Source organism: Anabaena sp. PCC 7938, from assembly GCF_049315035.1.
Classification (GTDB): domain Bacteria; phylum Cyanobacteriota; class Cyanobacteriia; order Cyanobacteriales; family Nostocaceae; genus Anabaena; species Anabaena cylindrica.
The window spans coordinates 5,852,706-5,876,317 of record NZ_CP186034.1; the positions used below are offsets into that span (position 1 = coordinate 5,852,706).

At 38.3% G+C, this 23,612-nt stretch carries 23 protein-coding genes and 1 pseudogene; 9 read left to right on the forward strand and 15 right to left on the reverse strand.

Annotation, left to right across the window (positions count from 1 at the left end; all coding sequences use genetic code 11):
- Positions 1-2: 2 nt before the first annotated feature.
- Together ACOWPH_RS26075 and ACOWPH_RS26080 are read right to left on the reverse strand one after the other, a co-directional pair.
- Positions 3-743 (reverse strand): cytochrome c biogenesis protein CcdA, encoded by a 741-nt coding sequence (locus ACOWPH_RS26075; protein ID WP_015213019.1) that lies wholly within the window; start codon positions 741-743, stop codon positions 3-5.
- Between the two features lie 76 nt (positions 744-819).
- The gene (locus ACOWPH_RS26080; RefSeq protein WP_015213020.1) at positions 820-1,872 is read right to left on the reverse strand and encodes a DMT family transporter; all 1,053 of its coding nucleotides are present in this window, start codon (positions 1,870-1,872) and stop codon (positions 820-822) included.
- 191 nt (positions 1,873-2,063) lie between these two features.
- On the opposite strand from ACOWPH_RS26080, the gene ACOWPH_RS26085 reads away from it, so the two are divergent.
- Both ACOWPH_RS26085 and ACOWPH_RS26090 read left to right on the forward strand, forming a co-directional pair.
- Complete coding sequence (locus ACOWPH_RS26085) at positions 2,064-2,468, forward strand: hypothetical protein (RefSeq protein WP_015213021.1); 405 nt, start codon at positions 2,064-2,066, stop codon at positions 2,466-2,468.
- Between the two features lie 460 nt (positions 2,469-2,928).
- The gene (locus tag ACOWPH_RS26090) at positions 2,929-3,669 is read left to right on the forward strand and encodes a DUF4079 domain-containing protein (protein WP_015213022.1); all 741 of its coding nucleotides are present in this window, start codon (positions 2,929-2,931) and stop codon (positions 3,667-3,669) included.
- Positions 3,670-3,716: 47 nt separating this feature from the next.
- Here ACOWPH_RS26090 and ACOWPH_RS26095 read toward each other — a convergent pair whose 3' ends face one another.
- Positions 3,717-5,372 carry a SulP family inorganic anion transporter gene (locus tag ACOWPH_RS26095; RefSeq protein WP_015213023.1) on the reverse strand — a complete coding sequence of 552 codons (1,656 nt, stop codon included), beginning with the start codon at positions 5,370-5,372 and terminating at the stop codon, positions 3,717-3,719.
- A gap of 499 nt (positions 5,373-5,871) precedes the next feature.
- Between ACOWPH_RS26095 and ACOWPH_RS26100 the strand changes: the two genes are divergently transcribed.
- Positions 5,872-6,315, forward strand: coding sequence for a YidH family protein (locus ACOWPH_RS26100; RefSeq protein WP_015213024.1), 444 nt, complete (start codon positions 5,872-5,874; stop codon positions 6,313-6,315).
- 401 nt (positions 6,316-6,716) lie between these two features.
- Positions 6,717-10,310 (forward strand): pyruvate:ferredoxin (flavodoxin) oxidoreductase, encoded by a 3,594-nt coding sequence (gene nifJ / locus ACOWPH_RS26105; protein ID WP_015213025.1) that lies wholly within the window; start codon positions 6,717-6,719, stop codon positions 10,308-10,310.
- 48 nt (positions 10,311-10,358) lie between these two features.
- Here the strand turns inward: nifJ and ACOWPH_RS26110 are convergent, their stop codons facing one another.
- The 9 genes from ACOWPH_RS26110 to ACOWPH_RS26150 form a co-directional block, all read right to left on the reverse strand.
- Positions 10,359-10,721 carry a DUF5615 family PIN-like protein gene (locus ACOWPH_RS26110; RefSeq protein ID WP_015213026.1) on the reverse strand — a complete coding sequence of 121 codons (363 nt, stop codon included), beginning with the start codon at positions 10,719-10,721 and terminating at the stop codon, positions 10,359-10,361.
- Positions 10,722-10,725: 4 nt separating this feature from the next.
- The gene (locus ACOWPH_RS26115) at positions 10,726-11,073 is read right to left on the reverse strand and encodes a DUF433 domain-containing protein (RefSeq protein ID WP_015213027.1); all 348 of its coding nucleotides are present in this window, start codon (positions 11,071-11,073) and stop codon (positions 10,726-10,728) included.
- Between the two features lie 295 nt (positions 11,074-11,368).
- Entirely contained in the window at positions 11,369-12,178 is an 810-nt protein-coding gene (locus tag ACOWPH_RS26120; protein ID WP_015213028.1) for an Rpn family recombination-promoting nuclease/putative transposase, read from the reverse strand.
- Positions 12,179-12,236: 58 nt separating this feature from the next.
- Entirely contained in the window at positions 12,237-14,954 is a 2,718-nt protein-coding gene (locus ACOWPH_RS26125; protein WP_096713097.1) for a tetratricopeptide repeat protein, read from the reverse strand.
- Positions 14,955-14,992: 38 nt separating this feature from the next.
- Entirely contained in the window at positions 14,993-15,421 is a 429-nt protein-coding gene (locus tag ACOWPH_RS26130; RefSeq protein ID WP_015213031.1) for a hypothetical protein, read from the reverse strand.
- A 384-nt stretch (positions 15,422-15,805) separates the two neighbouring features.
- Positions 15,806-16,195, reverse strand: a complete 390-nt coding sequence (locus ACOWPH_RS26135; protein ID WP_015213032.1) for a hypothetical protein — start codon at positions 16,193-16,195, stop codon at positions 15,806-15,808.
- Positions 16,196-16,260: 65 nt separating this feature from the next.
- Positions 16,261-16,911 (reverse strand): methyltransferase family protein, encoded by a 651-nt coding sequence (locus ACOWPH_RS26140; protein ID WP_015213033.1) that lies wholly within the window; start codon positions 16,909-16,911, stop codon positions 16,261-16,263.
- Positions 16,912-16,989: 78 nt separating this feature from the next.
- Positions 16,990-17,148 carry a YqaE/Pmp3 family membrane protein gene (locus ACOWPH_RS26145; RefSeq protein WP_015213034.1) on the reverse strand — a complete coding sequence of 53 codons (159 nt, stop codon included), beginning with the start codon at positions 17,146-17,148 and terminating at the stop codon, positions 16,990-16,992.
- Positions 17,149-17,237: 89 nt separating this feature from the next.
- Complete coding sequence (locus ACOWPH_RS26150) at positions 17,238-17,594, reverse strand: translation initiation factor (protein ID WP_015213035.1); 357 nt, start codon at positions 17,592-17,594, stop codon at positions 17,238-17,240.
- Between the two features lie 253 nt (positions 17,595-17,847).
- Between ACOWPH_RS26150 and ACOWPH_RS26155 the strand changes: the two genes are divergently transcribed.
- Positions 17,848-18,528 (forward strand): HupE/UreJ family protein, encoded by a 681-nt coding sequence (locus ACOWPH_RS26155; RefSeq protein WP_015213036.1) that lies wholly within the window; start codon positions 17,848-17,850, stop codon positions 18,526-18,528.
- A 465-nt stretch (positions 18,529-18,993) separates the two neighbouring features.
- Positions 18,994-19,353, forward strand: coding sequence for a hypothetical protein (locus tag ACOWPH_RS26160; RefSeq protein ID WP_015213037.1), 360 nt, complete (start codon positions 18,994-18,996; stop codon positions 19,351-19,353).
- 9 nt (positions 19,354-19,362) lie between these two features.
- On the opposite strand, the gene surE is transcribed toward ACOWPH_RS26160, so the two are convergent.
- Entirely contained in the window at positions 19,363-20,043 is a 681-nt protein-coding gene (gene surE / locus ACOWPH_RS26165) for a 5'/3'-nucleotidase SurE (protein WP_015213038.1), read from the reverse strand.
- Positions 20,044-20,217: 174 nt separating this feature from the next.
- Here surE and psb32 point away from each other — a divergent pair, with 174 nt between their 5' ends.
- The 3 genes from psb32 (at position 20,218) to ACOWPH_RS26180 (ending at position 21,863) form a co-directional block, all read left to right on the forward strand.
- On the forward strand, positions 20,218-20,949 hold the full coding sequence (gene psb32, locus ACOWPH_RS26170) for a photosystem II repair protein Psb32 (RefSeq protein WP_015213039.1): 732 nt from the start codon (positions 20,218-20,220) through the stop codon (positions 20,947-20,949).
- Between the two features lie 108 nt (positions 20,950-21,057).
- Positions 21,058-21,354, forward strand: a complete 297-nt coding sequence (locus ACOWPH_RS26175) for a DUF1778 domain-containing protein (RefSeq protein WP_015213040.1) — start codon at positions 21,058-21,060, stop codon at positions 21,352-21,354.
- On the forward strand, positions 21,351-21,863 hold the full coding sequence (locus ACOWPH_RS26180; protein WP_015213041.1) for a GNAT family N-acetyltransferase: 513 nt from the start codon (positions 21,351-21,353) through the stop codon (positions 21,861-21,863). Before ACOWPH_RS26175 ends, ACOWPH_RS26180 begins: the two co-directional genes overlap by 4 nt.
- Before the next feature lie 64 nt (positions 21,864-21,927).
- On the opposite strand, the gene ACOWPH_RS26185 is transcribed toward ACOWPH_RS26180, so the two are convergent.
- Both ACOWPH_RS26185 and ACOWPH_RS26190 read right to left on the reverse strand, forming a co-directional pair.
- Positions 21,928-22,311 (reverse strand): DUF4346 domain-containing protein, encoded by a 384-nt coding sequence (locus tag ACOWPH_RS26185; protein WP_015213042.1) that lies wholly within the window; start codon positions 22,309-22,311, stop codon positions 21,928-21,930.
- Positions 22,312-22,416: 105 nt separating this feature from the next.
- A pseudogene (locus ACOWPH_RS26190) lies at positions 22,417-23,602 on the reverse strand (GNAT family N-acetyltransferase).
- Positions 23,603-23,612 lie beyond the last annotated feature (10 nt).

Consider the following 23,612-nt stretch of genomic DNA (forward strand, 5'->3'; position numbering starts at 1 on the left):
GCCTAGAAACTACCAATGGGGATGCGAGAAATTAAGGAAAATACGCCAAATCCTACTAATAATGCACCACTGATAGGATTAATCCAACCAGACCAGCGACGCAATTCTAATAGTTTTTTTATTGATGCAGTAAATGTACCCGCTAAAATTAATGGGGCTACATATCCGGCTGTGTAAGAAAGTAATAAAACAGCACCTAAAATTAAATCTTGGGTATTAGCAACCCAACCTAATAAACTAGCTAAAACTGGTGTACTACAAGGTGAAGCGACTAACCCAAATGTTAAACCAATGCAATAAGAACGGACTCCGGGAGGCAAATCTTGGGAAATCCAATTTGTTTCGTTCAAAGATGGAAATTGTATAGGTAAGGCTTCTAATAAATTAAGCCCCATAATAATAGCAATAATGCTGACAATAATTGGTAAACCAATTCCCACTTGACCGTAGACTTTTCCAACTAAACCTGCTACGATTCCCATCCCTGCTAATGTGGTTGCTAATCCCAAAGCAAACCAAGTAGACTGTGCTGCGGCTTGTAAACGGCTTTTGGCTTCATAACCACCAATGTAGCCGATGGTAATCGGCAACATAGACAGCATACATGGCGTAAGGCTGGTGAGCAAGCCAGCCGCAAATATGATGCCAATACTCACAACGCTGAGGTGGGTGAGTTGGTTAGCAACAAGGGTGTTGGCAAATTGTTCAAGTTCGTAAATTCGGGAAGCGAGAGTTTCTAGCATGGATATGTGTGTGGGAATGCTTGCTCTGCTTGAATTTTAGCGTATTTTGGATAATCAGGCGAGAATCAAGCTGTGGTTAAAAACCCTTAAATCCCATTTCTGCTTCTATTTTTTGTTTGATTGGAGTTAAATTCATCTGGGATACAAATGGACTAATTTGGCGTTTTGTTTGGATTTGGCTCAACAATATACTAACTAAAACCAAGCTACCACCAATATATTGTGCTTGAGTAGGAATTTCACCCAAGATTAAATAAGCTCCCAAAATACTGATAACTGGTGTAACTGAGCCTACCAAAATAGTTGTAGACACAGAGGAAGTTTTGAAGCCTCTGAGCCACAGTAATTGACCTAAAACTACAATTACAGCACTATACAATAACATCCATTGCCAAAGGAACGGTGAGAACACATCCATAAAATGCTCTTTACCATAGAGTGTTAAAGCCACAACAAAAAATATCACCGTTCCCAAAGCAGTCCGAAAAATGCTATAGATACCTAAAGGAATTTGGGAAAGACGTTGTTTAGCAATAATGGCGGCAACAGCTACAGCTACTGAGGCTACAGCCGTAAGAATTTCGCCTAGTCCTATGGCAAAACCTCCCATATTCATCATAGCTTGTGCTGGTGGCTGAAGGATAATGGTCAAGGTAACACCAACAAAAGCTAAAAATGCTCCTATAACTTGCCAACGAGTTACCCTTTCTTTTAAGCACCAGACTGATAAAGCCAGTGTCAGAGGTGGTTCTAAGCGTCCAACTAAAACAACATTGTTGACATTGGTGAGAGCCAAAGCCTGGAAAAATAAACTAGGAGCTAAGGCTCCTGAAAGAAGAGCTACTATGGTGAGGTAAAACCAATCCCGTTGAGAAAGTTTCTGGAGAGTAGCTTTGTTCCACTGTCGCCAATAAATGATGACTAGAAATATTAAGGCGCAGAGATTCCCTACAAATAAGACATTACACAAAGAAATGGGATTGCGATCAGCTATTAAATTTTGCGCTCCAATTTCTGTTAACTTGCGGGTTACGGCACTAGAAACACCAAAAATCAAAGTAGCCAAACAAAGATATACTTGTCCGGGAATTTTGTCAACTAAATCATGCCATTTTTTTGGTTTATTCACTATAAATTTGATGCTATTTAGCCACAATAAATTATACTATATTGGCTGAGTGAAGTTTTTATGAGAAAATGCTGAGTAGGGATTTAATTATTATTTCCGATAAACTCAGAAAATTTATGGCTTGCCTTCATCTCTGTTTCAGTATTGAATGGGATGCTTTGCATAGTTGAAATTAATTCAGGAAAACGCTAATGAAATTTACTTCTTCTCTACTTGCAACTGTGGCTCTAGCTGGTATGATGACAGTCTGGGATGCTCCACTCAAAGCTATTAATCCTAGTTTAGTTCAAGCATCAGCCCAAGAAGTTAAGCAAATGCAGAAAGCCGAAATGAAAGATACTACTGGCTTAACTACTAAACAAAAGATTGATATGCTGATGAAAAATAAAGGCCAGTTTGGTAGCGGTGATCAACTACGTCGTTTCTTTTTTGGTGACTTAGAACCAATTTCTGTACAACCAGGTGGTGCAGGCATGGTAGTTAATTTATACAATAAAGCCAACAATGTGACTATTGCCTACTGTGCTACTTATGATGTGGTAGTCAATATGAAGCAAGGTAAAGTAACTAGATTTCAACCTAGCGAAGTCAAATAATTTGTTCCTTTTTTTCACTGTGGTTAATTTACATTTTTACTACAAAATATTTCAGTTAAATCCAACAATCTGACACTGTGTAGGTTGTGGAGTTCTCTTACCTGTTTGTGGTAAATGATGTGTAATGTAGGGAAACTCCACATTTTAGGGGTTTTGTTGGGTTGCGCTGTGGCTTAACCCAACCTACTATTTTCTTAAGAGACTTGCAAATAAAAAAATATCCCAAAATTTTTTGTGGTGCAGGCAAGATGTCTGCTAAATAATACAAGGACAGGCAGGATGCCCATCCCACAAGATTGGATAGCGAAGCGCTGCTGCAAGCAGTTCATCTTTTTTGTGGAGTTTTCTAAGACCAAGATTTGTGGTTTTGACCACAGATAAATGTCAATGCATTTTAGGTATTATTCCTAATGTGTTTTTTTTAATTTTCAGAACTCGATAAATACTTTTAATAGTTGATATGACACTCAAAGATATAATCTTACTCTTGCATCCAGTTCTTGCTGTAACGGTAGTTTTTCCGTTAATTGGTATAGTTCTAAATCGTGCTTTACAAGTACGTCAACGTCGCTTAGAAACTATAGCTACAGGTAAAAGCAAAATTCCGCCAGTTGCAGGACAAGAACACGTCCAATTAGGTCGCTGGTTAACAGGTTCTGTTATTAGTATTGTCTTAATAGTACTAGCTTTTGCTATTTTTAGTGATATTTTGGAAAAGCAAGTTTGGCGGCAATCATCTTTTCAAGTAGTATTTATTGTCTTGCTTTTTGCGGCAACGATAGGTTCTACAATTCTCCTCTATAAAGCTAAAGCCAAAGATAAAAATTGGCGTGGTGTGTTTGCTACTCTGACAGGTATGGGTTTAGTAGTCCTTGGTTGCCAAGATGGCGTTTATCGTCTAACAAATAAATGGTATATGTCTCATTACTATTATGGGATGGCTGCGGTTTTATTAATGATTATATCTTTGGCAATTTTACCGGAAATTTATAAAGACAAAACCAATCTTTGGCGGAAAGTACATATTATTGCTAATTGTGTTGCACTCTTATTATTTTTAGGTTTGGGAATGACGGGAACTTTATCTTTGTTAGAAATTCCCCTGGCTTGGCAAAAAAGTTATGTCAATCAATTATATCAGCAACAATGTGATGCTAATCCTTGTGTAATTACTAATCCTCTTCTACCTAATAAACCTTGAGTCAAGTTTATTCAGTTGCTTTGCTAAGTTAGGTCGTACCAGTGGTTTTAACCATACTCCTGAATTTCTGTATTGCTGTTAATTTCAGGGCTAAGAGAATAAATAGCGTCTGTAGTTGTTTCAAAACAATTTGACAATCCTATTTTTGCTAATAATCCTGACCGTTGTAATAGCTGTTGGACTTGGGGTTGTAAACCTGTAAGAATCAAGCGGCAATTCTGGCGTTTTAAGTCTTGGTAAATATCCTCTAGGGCTACTAATCCAGTGGTGTCCATATTCGGGACAAACCGCAACCGTAGAATCAAATATTTTACTTCTGGTTGTTCCCGAAGGAAAGTGACAAATCTTTCCGCAGCACCAAAAAATACAGGGCCATCTACGCGATAAACGGCGATTTCTTTACCTAATTCGAGGGGAATACCGGGGGGGAAAACTTCGGTTTCGGGAATTTTGGCTAGGCTTAAATCACTCATGCGTTTGATGAATAAAGCACCAGCGGCAATTAAACCGATTTCGACTGCGAGAACTAGGTCAAATAAGATTGTCACCAACCAGGTGAGAATCATGACGGCAAAGTCAGAGTAGGTGGCACGAAATAGTAAGCTGATGGCTTCCCACTCTATCATCCGCAAGCTAACTACCATGAGAATGCCCGCTAGTGCAGCTAGGGGAATCTGTGAAGCTAGGGGTGCTAAGGTTAAGATGATGATGGCTAAGGCTACGCCATGAATTACCCCAGAGAGTCGGGTTTTGCCTCCAGAACGGACATTGACAGCAGTTCGAGCGATCGCACCTGTAGCGGGAATGCCGCCAAAAAATGGGACAATGATATTAGCCAAGCCTTGACCAATTAATTCGCGATCGCTATTATGTTTCTCACTCACGGTCATACCATCAGCCACCACCGCTGACAACAATGACTCAATACTCCCCAAGGCTGCTAAAGCTAAAGCGGGATTAATGAGTTCACGAATTAGACTAAAATCATTCCAGTGGGGAATCGTTTGTAACATTGGCAAAGACTGGGGAATAGCCCCAATTTTCGGCACATCCAGATGAAAATAACTAGCGATACCAGTTGCCAACACTAACCCCACCAAAGAGCCTGGTATTGTATTATTAATTTTAGGCCAGAGTACATTTCCTGCGATCGCTACCACTACTAACCCAACCGCAGCCCAGTTTACCCCTTCTATATGACTTACAGTTTGCCAAATTCCTGGCAAAAAATGGTCGCTGCGGGGTAGTTTTAAACCAAAGAAATTATTTAGCTGACCACAAAAAATAATGACCGCGATACCATTAGTAAAACCTGCTGTCACCGGATAGGGAATAAATTTCACTAGCTGTCCGAGTTTGGCTACCCCTAAAGCAACCTGAATAACTCCAGCCATTACCCCAGCAATCCAAACCTTCTCAATACCGTACTTGGCGACAATTCCCACCAAGATGACGGCCATTGCACCCGTAGGTCCTGTAATTTGTACTGGAGATCCCCCAAAAATTGCCGCTATAATACCCGCAACAATAGCGGTATATACTCCCGCCTTTGGTTCCACACCGCTGGCTACTGCAAAGGCTAATGCCAAAGGCAAAGCTACCACAGCTGCTGTCAGTCCTCCTGTTAAATCACCACGCAGGTTACTAAACAAACGGCTAATCTGGAAAATACGCGGTTCTTGAATGGCTTTAGATTGTGTCATATTGTTCAATTAAACTCTTGTACACAATTTGTGAATTAATGCAGAGATAGTAGATTTATTTTTCAAATATAGGAAAAAATATCAGGTTAAAAAATATCATCTACTTTTAAAGTCTCGCAGATAGCTTAACATCTAATAAATAGGAAGGCAAAGTTTTTTTGCACATCTCATTTACCTCTGTGCCTTATCCAATCAAGGATACAGCATTAAAAATGCAACATTAATTTTACACACATACTTAAGATTTAGTAGTAAACTAACATTAGTAGATCCTCAGTATAGTTATACTTTTTTCGTGCGGATTTATGCATGAAATTGATAACATGGCAAAATTATTTCAATAATGAATACTTTCTCTCCTTGACCACATATGTTATCTAAATGTGATTGATAAATCGTTGATTTTTTTTGAAAATTTATGGCACAATTGCAACGCCATAAATTGTTATATCATACCTACATCACCGTTTTATATTAGATAATTAAGGAATTTGATTTTATGAGCAGTAAATTGCCTAATATTGATCGTATCCGAGAACATCAAGCAAACGAGCGGACTTTTCTAGCTTGGCTACGTACTTCTATTGCCTTAATTGGCTTCGGTTTTGCAATTTCTAGATTTGGTATATTTTTACGTCAAATTAATGTTGCTTTTACAGAACAAGAAACTACTGTAAACCCCTTAATCAATTCTGAAAACTTGGGTATTTTTTTAGTAGTATTTGGTATTCTTACAATTGCTTTAGCCGCATGGAGATACAATCAAATTTTTCAGCAAATTGAGCAAGGAGACTATAGACCTAAACGTTTACCAGTTTTGATTATGACTGGAGTAGTTATGGTTTTTGGTTTACTCAGTCTTCCTTTACTTTTAATGCGAAATCAAATACCTCAGCGTCCATCTACTGCACCTAAACAAAATCAATCTTTTCATATTCGTTAATTTCAGAACTTACACTTAAAACTTACTCTTGATTCTTGAATTCGCTGTAAATAAGGGAATGAATTTAATTATACATCAAAGATTTGAAAAATTCCTAACTACTCCCCTCTCCCAAAAATCTCCCGCACCTCTACCCTATAACAATCATCAAACCTTGATAAATCAAAGACGATAAATATTGAGTACAACATTAATATTGATATAGATAGGATATTTACCACCTGCTAAAATTTAAAAGATTGGCTAAAAGTCAAAATAATTCGTAATTAATAATTATCAATTCATAAAAATGTAGAAAATATCACAAAATAACTTCCTGACTTTAGCTATTTTCAATGCTTATATTTTTGGTTTCTCTGCATACAGTTTAAACAACCAGAGAAGAGACAGGAAGGAGAATCATGAACAAATCTTTTGCCACAATTGATGGTAATGAAGCCGTTGCACGTGTAGCTTACAAATTAAACGAAGTAATTGCTATTTATCCTATTACTCCATCTTCTGCAATGGGTGAATGGGCTGATGCTTGGATGTCAGAAAATAAACCGAATCTTTGGGGTACTGTTCCCAGTGTCACCCAAATGCAAAGTGAAGGTGGTGCAGTTGCTGCGGTACATGGTGCATTACAAACAGGTTCACTAAGTACAACTTTCACCGCTTCTCAGGGATTGTTATTAATGATTCCTAATTTATACAAAATTGCAGGTGAATTAACAAGTGCAGTAGTTCATGTTGCAGCACGTTCTTTAGCTACTCATGCTTTATCTATTTTTGGTGATCATAGTGATGTCATGGCTGCTAGGGCGACTGGTTTCGCTTTTTTGTGTTCGGCTTCTGTGCAGGAAAGTCATGATTTTGCATTGATTTCTCATGCTGCAACTTTAGAAGCACGAGTACCATTTATGCACTTTTTTGATGGGTTTAGAACATCCCATGAAGTACAAAAAGTTGAGCTATTATCAGATGAAGATTTACAATGTTTTATTCCCCAATCTTTAGTATCTGCACATCGTCAGCGTTGCTTAACACCAGATAAGCCAGTATTACGAGGAACAGCCCAAAATCCTGATGTTTACTTTCAATCTCGTGAAGGTGCAAATCCTTATTACAATGCTTGTGCTGATATTGTCCAAAATATCATGGATAAATTCGGACAACGCACAGGCAGATATTACAAACTTTATGAATATCATGGCGTACCGGATGCAGAAAGAGTAATTGTGATTATGGGTTCTGGTTGTGAAACAGTACATGAAACTGTGGATTATCTAAATCAACAAGGGGAAAAAGTTGGAGTCTTGAAAGTGCGGCTTTATCGTCCTTTTGATGTAGCCAGATTTATAGAAGCTTTACCTAATAGTGTCCAATCTATTGCTGTTTTGGATAGGACTAAAGAAGCTGGAAGTGCTGGAGAACCATTATATTTAGATGTGGTGACAGCTATTTATGAAGGATGGAAAAAAACCACATTCCCGAAAATAGTTGGTGGCAGATATGGACTTTCTTCTAAAGAATTTACTCCTGCAATGGTGAAGAGTATTTTTGATAACCTCACCCAAATTAAACCCAAGAATCATTTTACTATTGGGATTAATGATGATGTAACTTTTACCTCTTTGAATTTTGATGCCAATTTCTCGACAGAACCGGATAATGTGGTTCGCGCTATGTTCTACGGTTTAGGTTCTGATGGTACGGTTGGTGCAAATAAAAATTCTATCAAAATTATTGGTGAAGGAACAGATAATAACGCCCAAGGTTATTTTGTCTATGATTCTAAAAAATCCGGTTCAATGACTGTTTCTCATTTGCGATTTGGTGCTGGGAAAATTCGTTCAACTTACCTGATAAATCAAGCTAATTTTATCGGTTGTCATCATTGGGGATTTGTTGAAAGTATTGATATTTTAAAGGCTGCCGCACCGGGGGCAACTTTGCTGTTAAATAGTCCTTATGAGGCTGATACGATTTGGGTAAATTTACCACCAAAAGTACAACAGCAAATTATTGACAAAAACCTGAAAGTGTATGCTATTAACGCTAGTCAAGTAGCAAAAAATAGCGGCATGGGTAGAAGAATTAACACTATCATGCAGGTGTGTTTCTTTGCTTTAGCGGGAGTTTTACCAGAAAAAGAAGCAATCGCTAAAATCAAACAAGCCATAGAAAAAACCTATGGTAAAAAAGGTGCAGAAATCGTCCGCATGAATCTACAAGCTGTGGACAACACCTTAGAAAATCTCCATGAAATTGAAATTCCCAAAAAGGAGAATTACCAATCACCAATCACCAATTACCAATTACCAATCACTAAACCCGAATTTGTCGAGAATGTTCTTGGAAAAATAATAGTATGGGAAGGTGATGATTTACCTGTCAGTGCTTTACCTGCTGACGGAACTTTCCCTAGTGGAACTGCAAAATGGGAAAAACGCAACGTTGCAGAAGAAATTCCGATATGGGATGAAGATGTCTGCGTTCAATGCGGGAAATGCGTGATGGTTTGTCCCCATAGTGCAATTCGTGCTAAAGCTTATCAAGCAAGTGAGTTAGTTAACGCACCGATAACTTTCAAATCAACTAACGCGAAAGATAAAGATTTCGCTAACCAGAAATTTACCATTCAAGTAGCACCAGAAGACTGTACAGGTTGTACTATCTGCGTTAATGTTTGTCCTGCAAAAAACAAAGCAGAACCGACACGGAAGGCTATTAATATGAGTCCGCAGTTACCATTGCGGGAACAAGAACGGGAAAACTGGAATTTCTTTTTAAGTTTACCAAATCCCGATCGCACAAAGTTGAAGTTAAACCAAATTCGTCAGCAGCAATTACAGGAACCCTTGTTTGAATTTTCCGGTGCTTGTGCTGGTTGCGGAGAAACACCCTACCTTAAATTATTAACACAATTATTTGGCGATCGCTCTCTCGTTGCCAACGCTACCGGCTGTTCTTCCATTTACGGGGGAAATTTACCCACAACTCCTTGGAGTCAAAACGCAGACGGTAGAGGGCCTGCATGGTCTAATAGCCTGTTTGAAGATAACGCGGAATTTGGTTTTGGTTATCGTCTCTCCCTCGACAAACAAGCGCAATTTGCAGCGGAATTATTGCAACAATTCAGCGGTGAGTTAGGGGATAATTTGGTCAACGGCATTCTCAACGCTGAACAAAAAGATGAAGCTGACATTTGGGAACAACGGGAACGAGTCGCAGTTCTCAAACAAAAGCTAGAAGAAATTACCAACGCAGATGCACACAGATACACGCAGATAGAAGAAAAGAATATCCGCGTTAATCAGCGTTTATCTGCGGTTGAAAATCTCAAATCCCTCGCAGACTATCTTGTCAAGAAAAGCGTTTGGATAGTTGGGGGTGACGGTTGGGCTTATGACATTGATTTTGGGGGTATTGATCATGTTTTAGCCAGTGGTAAAAACGTCAATATCCTTGTCATGGATACCGAAGTTTATTCTAACACAGGCGGGCAATCTTCCAAAGCAACTCCCAAAGGTGCGATCGCTAAATATGCAACTGGTGGAAAACCTGCACCAAAGAAAGACTTGGGTTTAATGGCCATGACTTACGGTAATGTGTATGTAGCGAGTGTGGCATTAGGTGCGAGAGATGAACATACACTCAAAGCATTTTTAGAAGCGGAAGCTTTTGATGGACCATCTTTGATAATTGCCTACAGTCATTGTATTGCTCACGGTATCGACATGACCAAAGGTTTACAACAGCAAAAGGCATTAGTAGAGGCAGGAAGATGGTTATTGTATCGCTATAATCCGGCATTACAAACACAGGGTAAAAATCCCTTACAATTGGATATGAAAGCACCTTCTGAATCGGTGGAAAAATCAATGTATCAAGAGAACCGATTTAAGATGTTGACGAAGAGTAAACCGGAGGTTGCGAAGCTGTTGTTAGAACAAGCGCAAGCTGAAGTTAATGCTAGATGGGAAATGTATCAATATTTAGCGAATAGGTAAAGGGTTTTCGCTGTTTAGGTTGGGTTGACGCAAGGAAACCCAACATTATTATGGTAAGGGTAAATAAACTATGCGGTCTTGATATTCACCATCTTCTGAAGCTAAAGCAACTAAGATTAATTCTTCTATATTGTCACCAACACTTAAATTAGGATTAAGAATAAAAATTCCTGGTATGTGACGATTCACAGCAACATGATCAGCTAAATGTACTGGCATAGAAGTACGGTTATTTGTGACTAATATAAAATTATTCTCCTCACACAAACAGAGAATTTCAGGATCAAGTGTCCCTTTCGGTGGTATTCCTGTTTCTCCTATTACCTGAACAATAATATCAGGTTCTTTGAGTTTAATTTGTTTTGGATATAAAGGATTGATATTTTCATCAATTAAATATTTAATTGTCATTTCCTTATATTTTCGCTTGTCTTTCTATTCTAAGTTGACGGAGTTTTTCTGATACTGGTGGGGGATTCAGTCGCTGTTGTTCTCTCATTTTATGACCATGTTCTATCCAGTTATTCATGTAATCGCTGATAACTTCTTTATTTTGCAAATAGTAAAGAATAGTCGCATAGACTTGTTCTAAGGAAAGTGATTTATATATTTGAGCAATTTCCTCTGGAGAACGTCCACAATCAATGTATTCATAAAGGATTGTTTCAATTCCTATTCTGGAGTTTTTTAGTCTAATATCTCCAGGAGATAGAAAGTTGAAATATTCTGCAATATTTTTAGTAGGTATAGTTTGGCTATTCATAAATTTGAAACCATGATTTTTAAAGATTTGGGAATTAACACATGAGATTAATTATAACTTAACAGATTTTATTTATTACCGAAACCAGCCACTTACCCAACGCCACAACCGACTAATGCCAGACCTAAATTAAACCAAGAAATTGCTTCCCCCCGAACATCCCCTATCTCCCTATTTTATATCCAAAGACTGCTGGTGAAAGGCGATCGCTCATCTTCGTTAGTTGTGAGGTATACATGATGCCTACGGAGAGCGATCGCACTCTTTACTGAAAAATCACTACAAATACTCAGTTTTACAATGATTGGATTTCTTGTTGTAAAGCTTGAACTTGTTCAACAGATAATTCAGTAACTTCAGCAATTTGCTCTAAATTCATACCGATTCGTAATAAATTTATAGCCAATTTTCTTGTTGTTTCAGCCTTACCTTTCGCTTCACCTTCAGCTTTGCCTCTGGCTTCACCTTTGGCTTCACCTTCTTCGAGGATGTCTTGATAAATTACTGATTCGCGCATAATCTCACTCCTGAAAATTTTCTTGATTACATTTTTATTTAACACCAACCCGGCTAAAAGACTGCTGGCAGCAGCTATGTCCCTTTGTTGTTGTTGATCTTTAATTTTTTCGACTGCTTGTGCTACCTGGCTCAATACCATTGTAGGATCTTCTGTCTGACTTAGCACGGCAAATGGTAATAAACCGGGCGCAGTCATAAATTGTTCTGTTGGTTGTTCCCATAGACGGATTACTTCAAACTCATGGTAAGTTTTGTTTAACCTGAAACTATTCTCATGGACTAATTCAGAATCTGTTTTTCTCAAGTAAATCACTACTTGGCGCATCTCTTTATGAGGAAAACGCCGATAACCTCTAACTCGATAATCTAACATCCGAAAGGGTATATTTTTATTACCATCGGTCTGAAATTCAATATGTAATATTAAGTTCTCTGATTGTAATAAAATTAACGAATCGGCGCGAATTGGTTCATTTGATAATTCTGTTGGACTCAGTTCTGTTAATTCAACTGGTGAACCTAGTAACCATGTGGCTAAGTCTGCTTGGAAGTGTTGGGCGAGATATTTACAGATGTTGTCATACATTGGATTTTACAGCTTTGAATTTACATTAAATTTCTATCAGGTATGTTTACAGTTTATGTCATCGCCGAAACCAACCGCGTAGCCAGAGCCATAAATATATTATAACAATCCACACTAAGGCAAAAGGAAAGGCTATCAGCCCAAAAATAAAACACAAAATTAATTGCAAATAACCATGTTGAGCGAAATTTATTAATGATTTCATCCACTGGGGATAAAATATTGGCAATCCAAGTTCTTGGCGAATTGTTTGGACTTGATAAGATGCTGCAAAGCCTTCCTTAATTTTGCCACACTTAAAATAAGCATAACCCAAATTCAATAAACATAAGGCTTCACCATTGCGATCGCCAATTTCCCTTTTTATCTTCAAAGACTGCTGGTGGAATGCGATCGCCTTTTTGTACTGTCCCAGGGAGTTGTAAGCATTGCCTAAATTGTTTAAGGAATTACTTTCCCACCGAACATCGCCAATTTTCCTAGCTATCTCCAAAGACTGCTGGTAGTTTTCAATTGCTTGTTGGTACTGTCCCAGGGAGTAATAAGCATTACCTAAACCCCTTAAAGAATTACTTTCCCCCTGAACATCGCCAATTTTCCTAGCTATCTCCAAAGACTGCTGGTAGTTTTCAATTGCTTGTTGGTACTGTCCCAGGGAGTTGTAAGCATCACCTAAACCCCTTAAGGAATTACTTTCCCCCTGAATATCCCCTATCTGCCTAGCTATATCCAAAGACTGCTGTTGATATTCAATCGCCCTTTCGTACTGTCCCAGGGAGTTGTAAACATTGCCTAAATTGTTTAAGCAAGCACTTTCCCCCTGAATGTCCCCTATCTTCTTTTTTATATCCAAAGACTGCTGTTGATATTCAATTGCCCTTTGGTACTCTCCCAGGGAGTTGTAAACATTGCCTAAATTACCTAAAGAACTACTTTCCCCCTGAACATCGCTAATTTCCCTAAATATCTCCAAAGACTGCTGGTACAAAGCGATCGCCCTTTCGTACTGTCCCAGGGAGTAATAAGCATTACCTAAATTGTTTAAAGAATTACTTTCTCCCCAGGCATGGCCAATTTGCCTAAATATCTCCAAAGACTGCTGTTGATATTCAATCGCCCTTTCGTACTGTCCCAGGGAGTAATAAGCATTACCTAAATTGTTTAAAGAATTACTTTCTCCCCAGGCATGGCCAATTTGCCTAAATATCTCCAAAGGCTGCTGGTGATATTCAATCGCCCTTTCGTACTCTCCCAGGAATTGGTAAGCAAGACCTAAAATAGTTAAAGAATTACTTTCTCCCAGGGCATAGCCAATTTCCCTAGATATCTTTAAAGACCGCTGGCTATATTCAATCACTGTTTGGTACTGTCCCAGAGACCTGTAAGCATCGCCTAAAGAATTTAGAGAATCTGAATATTTCCGATTTTGTCTATCACCAATTTCTGCCCATTTACTTACTAATTGCCCATATAACTCTACTTGGTTGGCATAATAACCCCGTAAGGTCAAAAAATCATTGCAATGGTGAATCGCATCAAAGGCTGAGTCATAATCTTCTAACTGATAAAAATGATAAAATATTTCTAGATATTCCTTGATATCATCTTTAGTCTGCCAACCTGATTGTTTAGCAATTGACCGATAATAATTAATAGCTTTTTGATGTGCTGCTGTCTGATTTCCAGCTTTATACCGCACATATTCCAAAACCACAGGCTGAAACTCAAACCATCTGCAATCATCAATCAGTTTTTCTGATAAAAAAGAACGCTTAACGAGATTTCTTAATTCTTCCTTAATATCTCTTGTAGGGTGATCATTACCAAATAATTTAGTCGTCATCTTTTTTTTTGCAGTGTCTGGTAAAACAGCTACCGCAGCTTGACTATTTACGATTCCACGATACACACTAATATTTTGTAATAGCGACTTTTGGAAATCACTCAACCGCTGCCAACTGGCATCTAATACCAACACCATCGCCACATTTTCTCGACGGTGTACACCTACAACCTTTTTATCTGTTAATAATTGCTGTAAATTTCCTAAACCTAAACTTTCTAACCTGTTTAAATTGGAATCTTGGGGATATTCTGCTTTTAATAAATCTGCCACAAATTGCAGCAGCAAAGGATAGCCATCTACTAATTTAACAAATTCCTCTAAATTACCCTGAATACCTAATACTGTTAATAATTTAATTCCATCTTCTATCTTTAAACCTGATAAGGGTAGCCATTCCCATCTTTTCGGTAATTCTGGTCTTTCTCTAGTAGTGACAATGACTTTACTTTTACCACCACATTCTACCCAAGTTGTAAAAAATTCCTCATAGAATTGACTTCCCCAAAATCCATTTGTTTTTAATAGACTTTCTAAATTATCAATAATCAGTAAATATTCACCTGACTGCAAACATTTCACTAAAGCTGGTACTAACTCTGTTTCTTGATTTGGTACACGAAAACCAAAATCTTGCAAAACTTGAGTAGCCACATCACTAAAAACTGCCCCATAACTAACATCAGCCCAAAAACGTTTGCGGAAATTTCCTATTTCTACATTTTCATAAATATAGGCAGCTAACATTGATTTGCCAGTACCACCAATGCCTTCGATGCCAATTAGAGGAATATTTGGATTATTTAGCCATTGTTTTAAATCGGCAATTTCTGCTTTTCTGCCTTGCCAATTAGCCAAACTCTTACTAGGGTTTCCTGCTTTAAAAACCCCTGGTGATTCTTGTTTGGTGCTGCTTTCTAGCAATGCCAACATTTCTTGCTGTGCAGCACCAAAAACAGCAATATTGGCGGTTACTTTGGGCTGTTGTTATAAGTCCTACTCAAATTTGGGTTAACAACGTCACGTCCTGCATTAATCTGTGTACTTTCATCGTAAGATTGAGCATTGACGCTAGAAGAACCACTATCAGATGTTCCTGCTTGTAAAATCTTGGCTATTTCTTCAGCAAGTGCTGTATCAGCTTCCAAAATCTTTTTTAACTGTACCCGCAAACTCACTTGTAAATCTTCATCATCTGGATTTTTAGCTACATCTTCTGCTGCTTCTTTCGCAGCTTCCTTTGCTTCTACCTTCGGCTGTAACTTAGCCCAAATCATTTTAGCTCTATTCCAACCATCCTCACCTATTTTTTGAGATGCTCCTTCTGCGGCTTTATTACCCATAGTCAGCAAAAAAGGCAGACAGGGCGCGAGAAATTTAACAATTAGGGCGATATCCATAAATTTACGCGGTTTAACTACTGTTATTGATACAAATGTATATTAACCCATTCCTAACAGCTTGAGGGTTAAGGCTAGGGGAATATTACAGGTACAGGGTCATAATTTGTTACAATCAGATATGAAAATGCTCTTAGAGGATGTTTGAAAAGTGGTTGCTGATGTATTAAAAACTTTAGATCCTCCTAAATCCTCCTTAAAAAGGAGGACTTTGACTCTAGTTCCCCTCTTAATAAGGGTTAGGGGGGATCATTGAGTGTCTAAAATCACTACCCGAAACTTTTCAAACACCCTCTTACAGTCGTTAGATAGCTTTACCAACAAAACCCCATAAAAAAATAGGTAATAAATTTTCATCTATTACCTATTTACCAATAAATAAACTTAATTGCTAACGGCTTTAAGTACCCGATTTAAAATCACCCTACCATTAGGTCTAATGACCTCAACACGAATAAAATTTGGATCACTTGGTCGCCAGGTAACTTGATATTTCAAGCCATTATTATTCCATGTGTAAACTTGACGTTGTTTATTTCCCGAAGCAACAGCACCAGACAAATTGATATTAGAATTATTATTACGGTTCTCTCCGTAATAGTAATAAACATTATTACTAAAAGATAAATTTACTATCCAATCTTTATCTCTAAATTCCCCGGCTGGGTAATCAAATCTTTGCACAGCTATAGCTTGATTAGGAATAGCCATATCAATAATTGCAGGTGTAGAAATTCCTAAAATTGCAGCTAATGTAATAGCTTTGTAGTTCATAAAACTCTCTCTGGTGACAGTAAATTGTATGGTTGTGTGTTTAGTTGTGGACAAACTCGTTGCTGTTATGCTGTAGTTTCTTCTTCCTGAATATTTCTAGAAATCAATAGTTTAGGAAACAGCAACCCAGAACGTTCTTTGTATTCTTCAAATTCAGGATATCGAGATAGAGATTTATCTTTTTTGTTCATATTGGGAACAAATACCATAGCTATAAATAACCCAAGAATTAGGAAAGGTAGCCAATGTTGAGCTAACATAGCAAATGCCAGATAAATCAATACTTCTCCTAAATAATTAGTATTACGACATCTGGCAAAGAAACCTTCTGTAATTAGTCCAGTTTTATACTTGAGTGTATAGTATTTTTGGGCATCACTAGTAAAATGTAAAAACACACCCACAATATTCAAAGAAATAGCAGCAGCTACTAATGGTAAAGGTGGAACAGTACCGCTACTAATGAGAATAAATGGTGCTATCCAGTACAAGCCAAGTAGAAAAAAGGTAATAATTCCTTGCACAGTGGGAATTTCTTGCTCCCATTTTTTATCTGGAAAGATACTATCTTTTATTAACCAAAGAAAACCATAAGTACTATGAAGGGTAAGATAAACCCAAGCTCCAATAGTAAAATTGTGGTATAAGACCATTAATGCCAACACAATGGGGAAAGTTAAACCTTTATGAAAATTAATGGGATGCTTTATTTTCATATTTTGGCTTTTTGTGAGATTTTTAAGTTAGTGAAAATATAGAGAGATAGGCAAATCCAACCTACCTCTCCACAATAATTATTTCTTTGCAATGATCCAAACTGCGTGGATAATACCAGGGAAATAGCCGAATAAAGTCAAGACAACGTTAATCCAAAAGTCTGCACCGAAACCTACTTGCAAAAATACTCCTAAAGGTGGCAGAAAAACCGCGCATAAAATCCGTACTAAATCCATTTCAGCCTCCTATTAATCTTTGACATCTCTAGAGTTAACATCATGCTCTGTAAATACGATTCCTGAGATGATACGGTAAACCGCACTCATTAACCACCACTGATTTTAGCTTTGTAACCAAGCTTAATTAAAATCTCCAAAATCTTCTGCTTATGATCGCCCTGAATCTCAATTTCGGTTTCTTTGACAGTACCACCTGTACCACATTGGGCTTTTAACTGTTTCAGCAAAGCTGCTAAGGTTTCTGGTTTGGTTTGGAAACCAGTAATTACTGTCACAGTTTTACCTTTGCGTCCAGCACGAGTAGCTTGTATTCTTACATTTTGCTGGTTTGGGGGTAAATCTTGGATTCCACGTTCTACAGCGCGTTCTAGTGCGGGTGAGCTACCGTTACCAAATTCTTGGTAGACAAAGCGTTTGTCAGATTTGGGATTGGAAGAAGACATAAAATTTAATTCAGGGAAGATAAATGTTTGAGGAAGTAGTCAAGGATACGGGATGGTACTGAGTTATAGCATTTTAATCGACTCTGTTTTGTTATTTTAGCCAATCGGTGACTACTACTGAGCGATCGCACAAGTAAATCAATCGCGTATCTGATCAGCTTTCTGGTAAATCTATGTGACTACATTAATTTTTTTGAGGATGAGAGGATTAAAGTGATATAAATTACCGAAAAGATTAATTTGAGCTATAATTATGTTCAAAATTGCATTATCAACTTCCTCTGATTCTGGGAACCCTCCCATCTCTAAACAGTATCGTCTTTTGGGTGGTATCGCTGCTTTAATCTTAATTAGTCTACTGAGTTCATCCGGTGGAGCGCCAGTGCAGCATACCATTTCTAACTGTTGGGAAGGGTTTATTTGGGGGATTGCAGATCCAGTGATTGGCTTAGATCGTCTAGCTGCTATAGTGGCTATCGGTTTACTCTCTGCCAAGTTTGCACGTGGTATTTGGATAAGTGTATCTTTTTTACTAGCTGCTTTCTGTGGACAATTAATTCATCTGTGTCAGCTAAATTTACCCGGTGCGGAAATAGTATTGGCTATTTGCACTATTACCTTTGGTGTAATATTAGTCCTGCCTACTCCAAACAGCAGGTTAGCTTGTATCTTAATTGGTGCAATTAGTGCAATAGCTGGTTTATCTCAGGGTTACGTTGATAGTCAAGCAATCCTAGGTGCAGAAATGGTAACTCTAGTACTTTATGTGATTGGTGTTACTTTAACTCAAACCGTGATTGTCATGAGTGCCAGGAAAATAGGCGTAATTATCAGTAAGGCAACAATTAACCAGATTTTCCCGAAAACAATTCGCTGGATTGGGTTAACTTTTTCTGCTGTAGGTATCGTATTTTTGGGCAACGCAGTAATCTAAGATCAAGAAAATACTTCTAGGGTAGTTTTTGCAACTTCGATAATCACCAAAATATTTCCAAGTGCTGAGTAGAGAGTGCTGAGTAAAAAAGTGAAATTAATTGCACGGATTCAACGTCCTGCTATTGCTGGCTTTAAGCGCAGCTATGCCACCATTGACAGTAAACTATTATGGAAAATGGGAATGGCAAAGTTATAAATAACTCAGCACTCAGCACTTTTAAATAGGTTGGTAATTGTCTGTAAAGAATGTTTAAACAATTACCCACTTAGTATTATTTTTCAACATCCCAACTATTTCAGCAAAAAAAGTTAAAATTTTTACCAAACAACCACAGATTACAGGATTTAGTAATCCTCAATCATTCGTAGATTCACAAATCAAATAGCATAGCTATAAATGGTATTTCTATTTGATTTTTAAATCTCGATTAACACAATTTAGTGCTGATTATGAAATTATTTGATGAATATTAACCGTATTACTATGATGATTTCTCAAAATTGGGGTGGACAGGAAATGATTTCAACAGCAGTCGAAGCTAAAATAAGTAGATTAGAATCAATTGTTGAGCAAATCGGTGAAGCGGTACTTTCTACTACTGAGACAATTGATAGTCTTGCTCAAAGAGTAGATGCGCTGAGTTTGCAAGTGGAGGCTCAAGGGAAACAAGTACAGCAGCAAGGTTATCAAATTTTTGCTTTGTGTGATGCTGTACAAAGTCTGGCTGAGTCTCAAAAAGATTCACTCCAAGAAATTAGTCAATTGACACAAACTGTAAATAAAATTGTGTCTTTGCTACAAAGTGTAGATGAAGAAACGTAAACTTTTAAATCAAACCTTTAACTGAGTAATTGCTATATTTCCAGAAAAACACACATCCACATCACTACCTAGAGTTCTACTGCGTTTACCATATTCCCCTACATAATAAAAATTATCACCTTCTATCCGGTAATTAACAGGTAAAGGTTTGGTGCAAGGTTGACAAAATATCACCTCAGGATCTGGACTATCTGGTAAAAGATGGGGCAAATTTACATTCCAAAAACTGCCAGGTTCTAAAGGACGTGGGAGTAAATCAGCCAAAATTGCTGATGTCCATTTAGCAGCTAATTCCCAATCATAATTAAGCTTGGCTTTGCGATATTGGGAAATAGCGATTCCGGGAATACCGTGCATTGCAGCTTCTCTGACAGCAGCGACAGTACCAGATATATAAGCATCAACTCCCAAATTTCCTCCAGCATTAATACCTGAGAGGACATATTTGACATTTTTATCTATTTGTGTTATTGCAATTCTCACACAATCAGCGGGAGTTCCGTTAATAGCATATTCAACTTCAGAACGACGTTGTAGATTAATGGGACTAGTAGTTGTAACTTGATGTCCGCAGCCTGACTGATGTTCTTGCGGTGCAGCAATAATTACGTTTTTCCCTTTTACAGCTTTGAGTAAGGCTTGGATACCAGGTGCGTCGATGCCGTCGTCGTTAGTTAAGATTATGGTCATTATTGTATTTGTTAACGCAGAGGAACGCGGAGGTTAGCGCAGAGTTACGCAGAGGTTTTTTGTTAGTTTTCGTTGGTGGACTCAAGCGGCTTAGAATTAATTATCTATAGATAAGATGCTTTTGGTATAGGTTCTGTAGTATTTTGATTGCAATACTGTCTTAGGATTCATCCAATGAAACAGCTATTCAAGCAATTATTTAGTATGCAAAAATACTTTGTTCGCCTCATTTTACCCTTAATGGTGATGATGATGGCAACTTCTCTGTTTGCTGTACCAGCTTTGGCTACAGGTGTGTATCAAATACCTAACCTGACCCCGGATACCTGGATTATAGATCAAGGTGACGTTATTAGCCGTTTCAATGAAGGTCAAATTAGTGGCGCTTTCAAGGAATTGGCAAAGGATACTGGTAATGAAGTTAGAATCGTCACTGTTCACCGTCTTGACTATGGGGAAACGCCAGAAAGTTTTGCTAAAGGACTATTTGAAAAATGGTTTCCTACCCCAGAAGCGCAAACAAATCAATCTTTATTGGTGATTGATACTGTTACTAATAACGCGGCTATGATTAGCGGGGATCAAGTCAAGTCTACTCTGACTGACTCTATAGCTTATAGTGTCGCTGAGGAAACCTTGGGTGTTCCATTACGAAATGGTAATAAATATAACCAAGCTTTTATTGATGTGAGCGATCGCTTGGTTGCTGTCATCTCTGGTCAACCAGATCCAGGCCCTCCAAAAGTAGTAGAAACTATACAGGTAGAAGGTACATTTACAAAAGCTGAAGATACTGATCAAGGTAATGCTACAGCTTGGGTTGTGGGATTATTAATTGCTGCCACTGTGATCCCAATGGCTACTTACTACATCTATCAAATCAATCAGCCATCAAATGAGGCATAGGTAATTGGGGATTGGGGATTGGATTCCAACTCTAACCAATTACCCATTCCTCATGTTAAGTACGGAATATAGACGTACAATAAGGGAAAGTGGAGATCAATCAAATTCATGTTGAATACTGAACAATCTCAAACAGCCAAAAAAGAACGCTTAGAAGCTCGTTTAACCTCTGAGCAAAAGGAACTCTTACAACGAGCAGCGGAAATTGAAGGAACAACTTTGACTGACTTTGTAGTCAGAAGCGCCCAAGCTCAAGCCCGTCGAGTGATTGAAGAACATACTCGCATTAAGTTAAGTTTAGAAGATTCTCAAGCATTTGTGGCATCACTTCTTAATCCCCCTGAACCTAATCAGCGGATGATGAAAGCTGCTGCTGAATACAAACAAGCAATGGAATTAGAATGACAGTTCCTAGCTTTAACTACATTATTGAACCGCTCAGTTCTGAACACAACCGAGATGATTTTTGTTGTGGGATAGAAGCACTTGACCTTTATTTAAAAAAGCAAGCTAGACAAGATTTGCTCCGCTTTTTGACAGCAGTTTTTATTTTGCAGGATTTGCAACAACAACGTATTGCTGGTTATTATACCTTGGCTGCAACTGCCATTGAGTTAACTGATTTACCTAATGATATTATCCGAAAACTGCCCAAATATCCCTTACTTCCAGCTACATTACTGGGAAGATTGGCAATTGATAAATATTATCAAGGTCAGGGTTTAGGTACTTTTCTGTTATTTGATGCTTTACACCGCAGCAAAAATAATGAAGTGGCTTCAATGGCGATTGTGGTAGATGCTAAAAATGAACAGGTTCAGGCATTTTACGAATATCATCAGTTTACCCCGTTTCCAAGCCAACCCCTAAGACTCTATCTACCAATGGCGACTATTTTTAAGATGTTGGCATGATTGGAGGCTGTGAACAGTAACCAGAGATTGCTGATAACTGTCCCTAAACCTCAATCTCCAGTCCCTAATCCTGTACGTATTCCTTTCCGTTCACCAAGGCAAATTCAGCGCGGACAAATTCCCGTCCCAGATAAGCCGCATGGTCGAACATAGTTATCGGACAGGGTTCAGTTTCTTCAAAAATCTTCACACACAATTCTTTTGCTGTTCGCGCAGAATATACCGTGGTGTGAATTCTCTCTACTTTTCCCCGTGCTGGAATTACCTGACCTGTTTCAGGATCTACTGCTAAACCACGTTCATCAATCACATTTGTAAAATGCTTGGCATAAATTAACCTCGCATTTTCATCCACATAAATAATGAAATATCCAGCAGGATCAAGGTCAATATGACGCTGAGAAAGTTTATTATCAATTGCGGCTAAATCATCAACTATTAAATCCATACCAATTCTAAAAAGAGAACTTATTTCAACAGTTTTTTACATTACATTTCCAGTGTAATTCTTAAGCTACCTTTTCCTTAAAAATTACAAGCTGGAACTATATTTTTATTCTGGACTCTTGGCAGCAAAAGGTAACTCTGCATTCATGGCCTTCATTTCTTCTGCTTCCATTTGATTCACCTCCAGGATATAGGGGCGCAGTATTTGCCCCAAACGATTGTTGTAAAAGCGGTGGAGACTATAATTTGGTTTAGCTGGAAAACCGCGCCGTTTCTTGTGTCTACCCCCTGCACCAGGGTCAAAAGATTGGATGCCATGAGCGATCGCCCATTCAATCGGTGCATAATAGCAAGCATCAAAATGTAAGCAATCTATGTCTTGAAAACTCCCCCAATATCGCCCATATAGTTTATCATCCTTAAATAAACAAAATGACATCCCCACTGGTTGGCGATCATCTTGTTCACTATAGGCGGCAAAAAACGCCACCCGATGGCGATAATTAGTATATAACTGCTCAAAAAATCGCTTTGTGAGATACTTGCTACCCCACCAACCAAACTTATCGCAGGTATCAGCATAAAAATCATACATCAACGGAAACAGCGACTTCGGAATTTCTTCACCAGTCAATGCGTTGCAGACGTAAACCTGCTTTATCTACAGCTTTGCGTTCCCGCTTAATATTCCGCCGTTGATTAGCATTGAACACTCCCAAATAATCATCAAAAGTTTTAAATTCAGAATTTTCCCAAATATAGCTATGGTGCAACCAGGGCGTAAAACCTTGACGTTCTAACACAGGTCGCCATTGGGGATCAACATAGAGAAAATGACAGCCAGAAATGCCATTTCTCAGGCAAAAAGAGTCAATTTCATGCAACATCATTGCCGTGATTTCCTCTTCATCCTCCCCAGGTGCAATTAAAAAGCGATAGCCTTCCGCAGGAGTAAAGGGTGCCATTCCCAAAAGTTTCGGATAATATTCTACCCCAATGCGAGAAGCTAACTCTGCCCACTGATGATCAAAGACAAATTCGCCCTGACTATGCCCTTTCAGGTAAAGTGGAGCAGCAGCAACCAAGCTTCTATCTCGCCACAATGTCAGGTGATTTGGCAACCAACCTGCATTTGCCGTAGCACTGTGGGAGGTTTCCATATTATTCAGCCACTCCCACTCTAAAAAAGGGGTTTGCAGTGGCATAGCCAAATCATCCCAGGCTGCTTGGGGAACTTCGGCAATTTTGTTAGTCCAAACGACAGAATAGTTGGGTTTGAGTTGTTTTACCATCGTGTGGGTT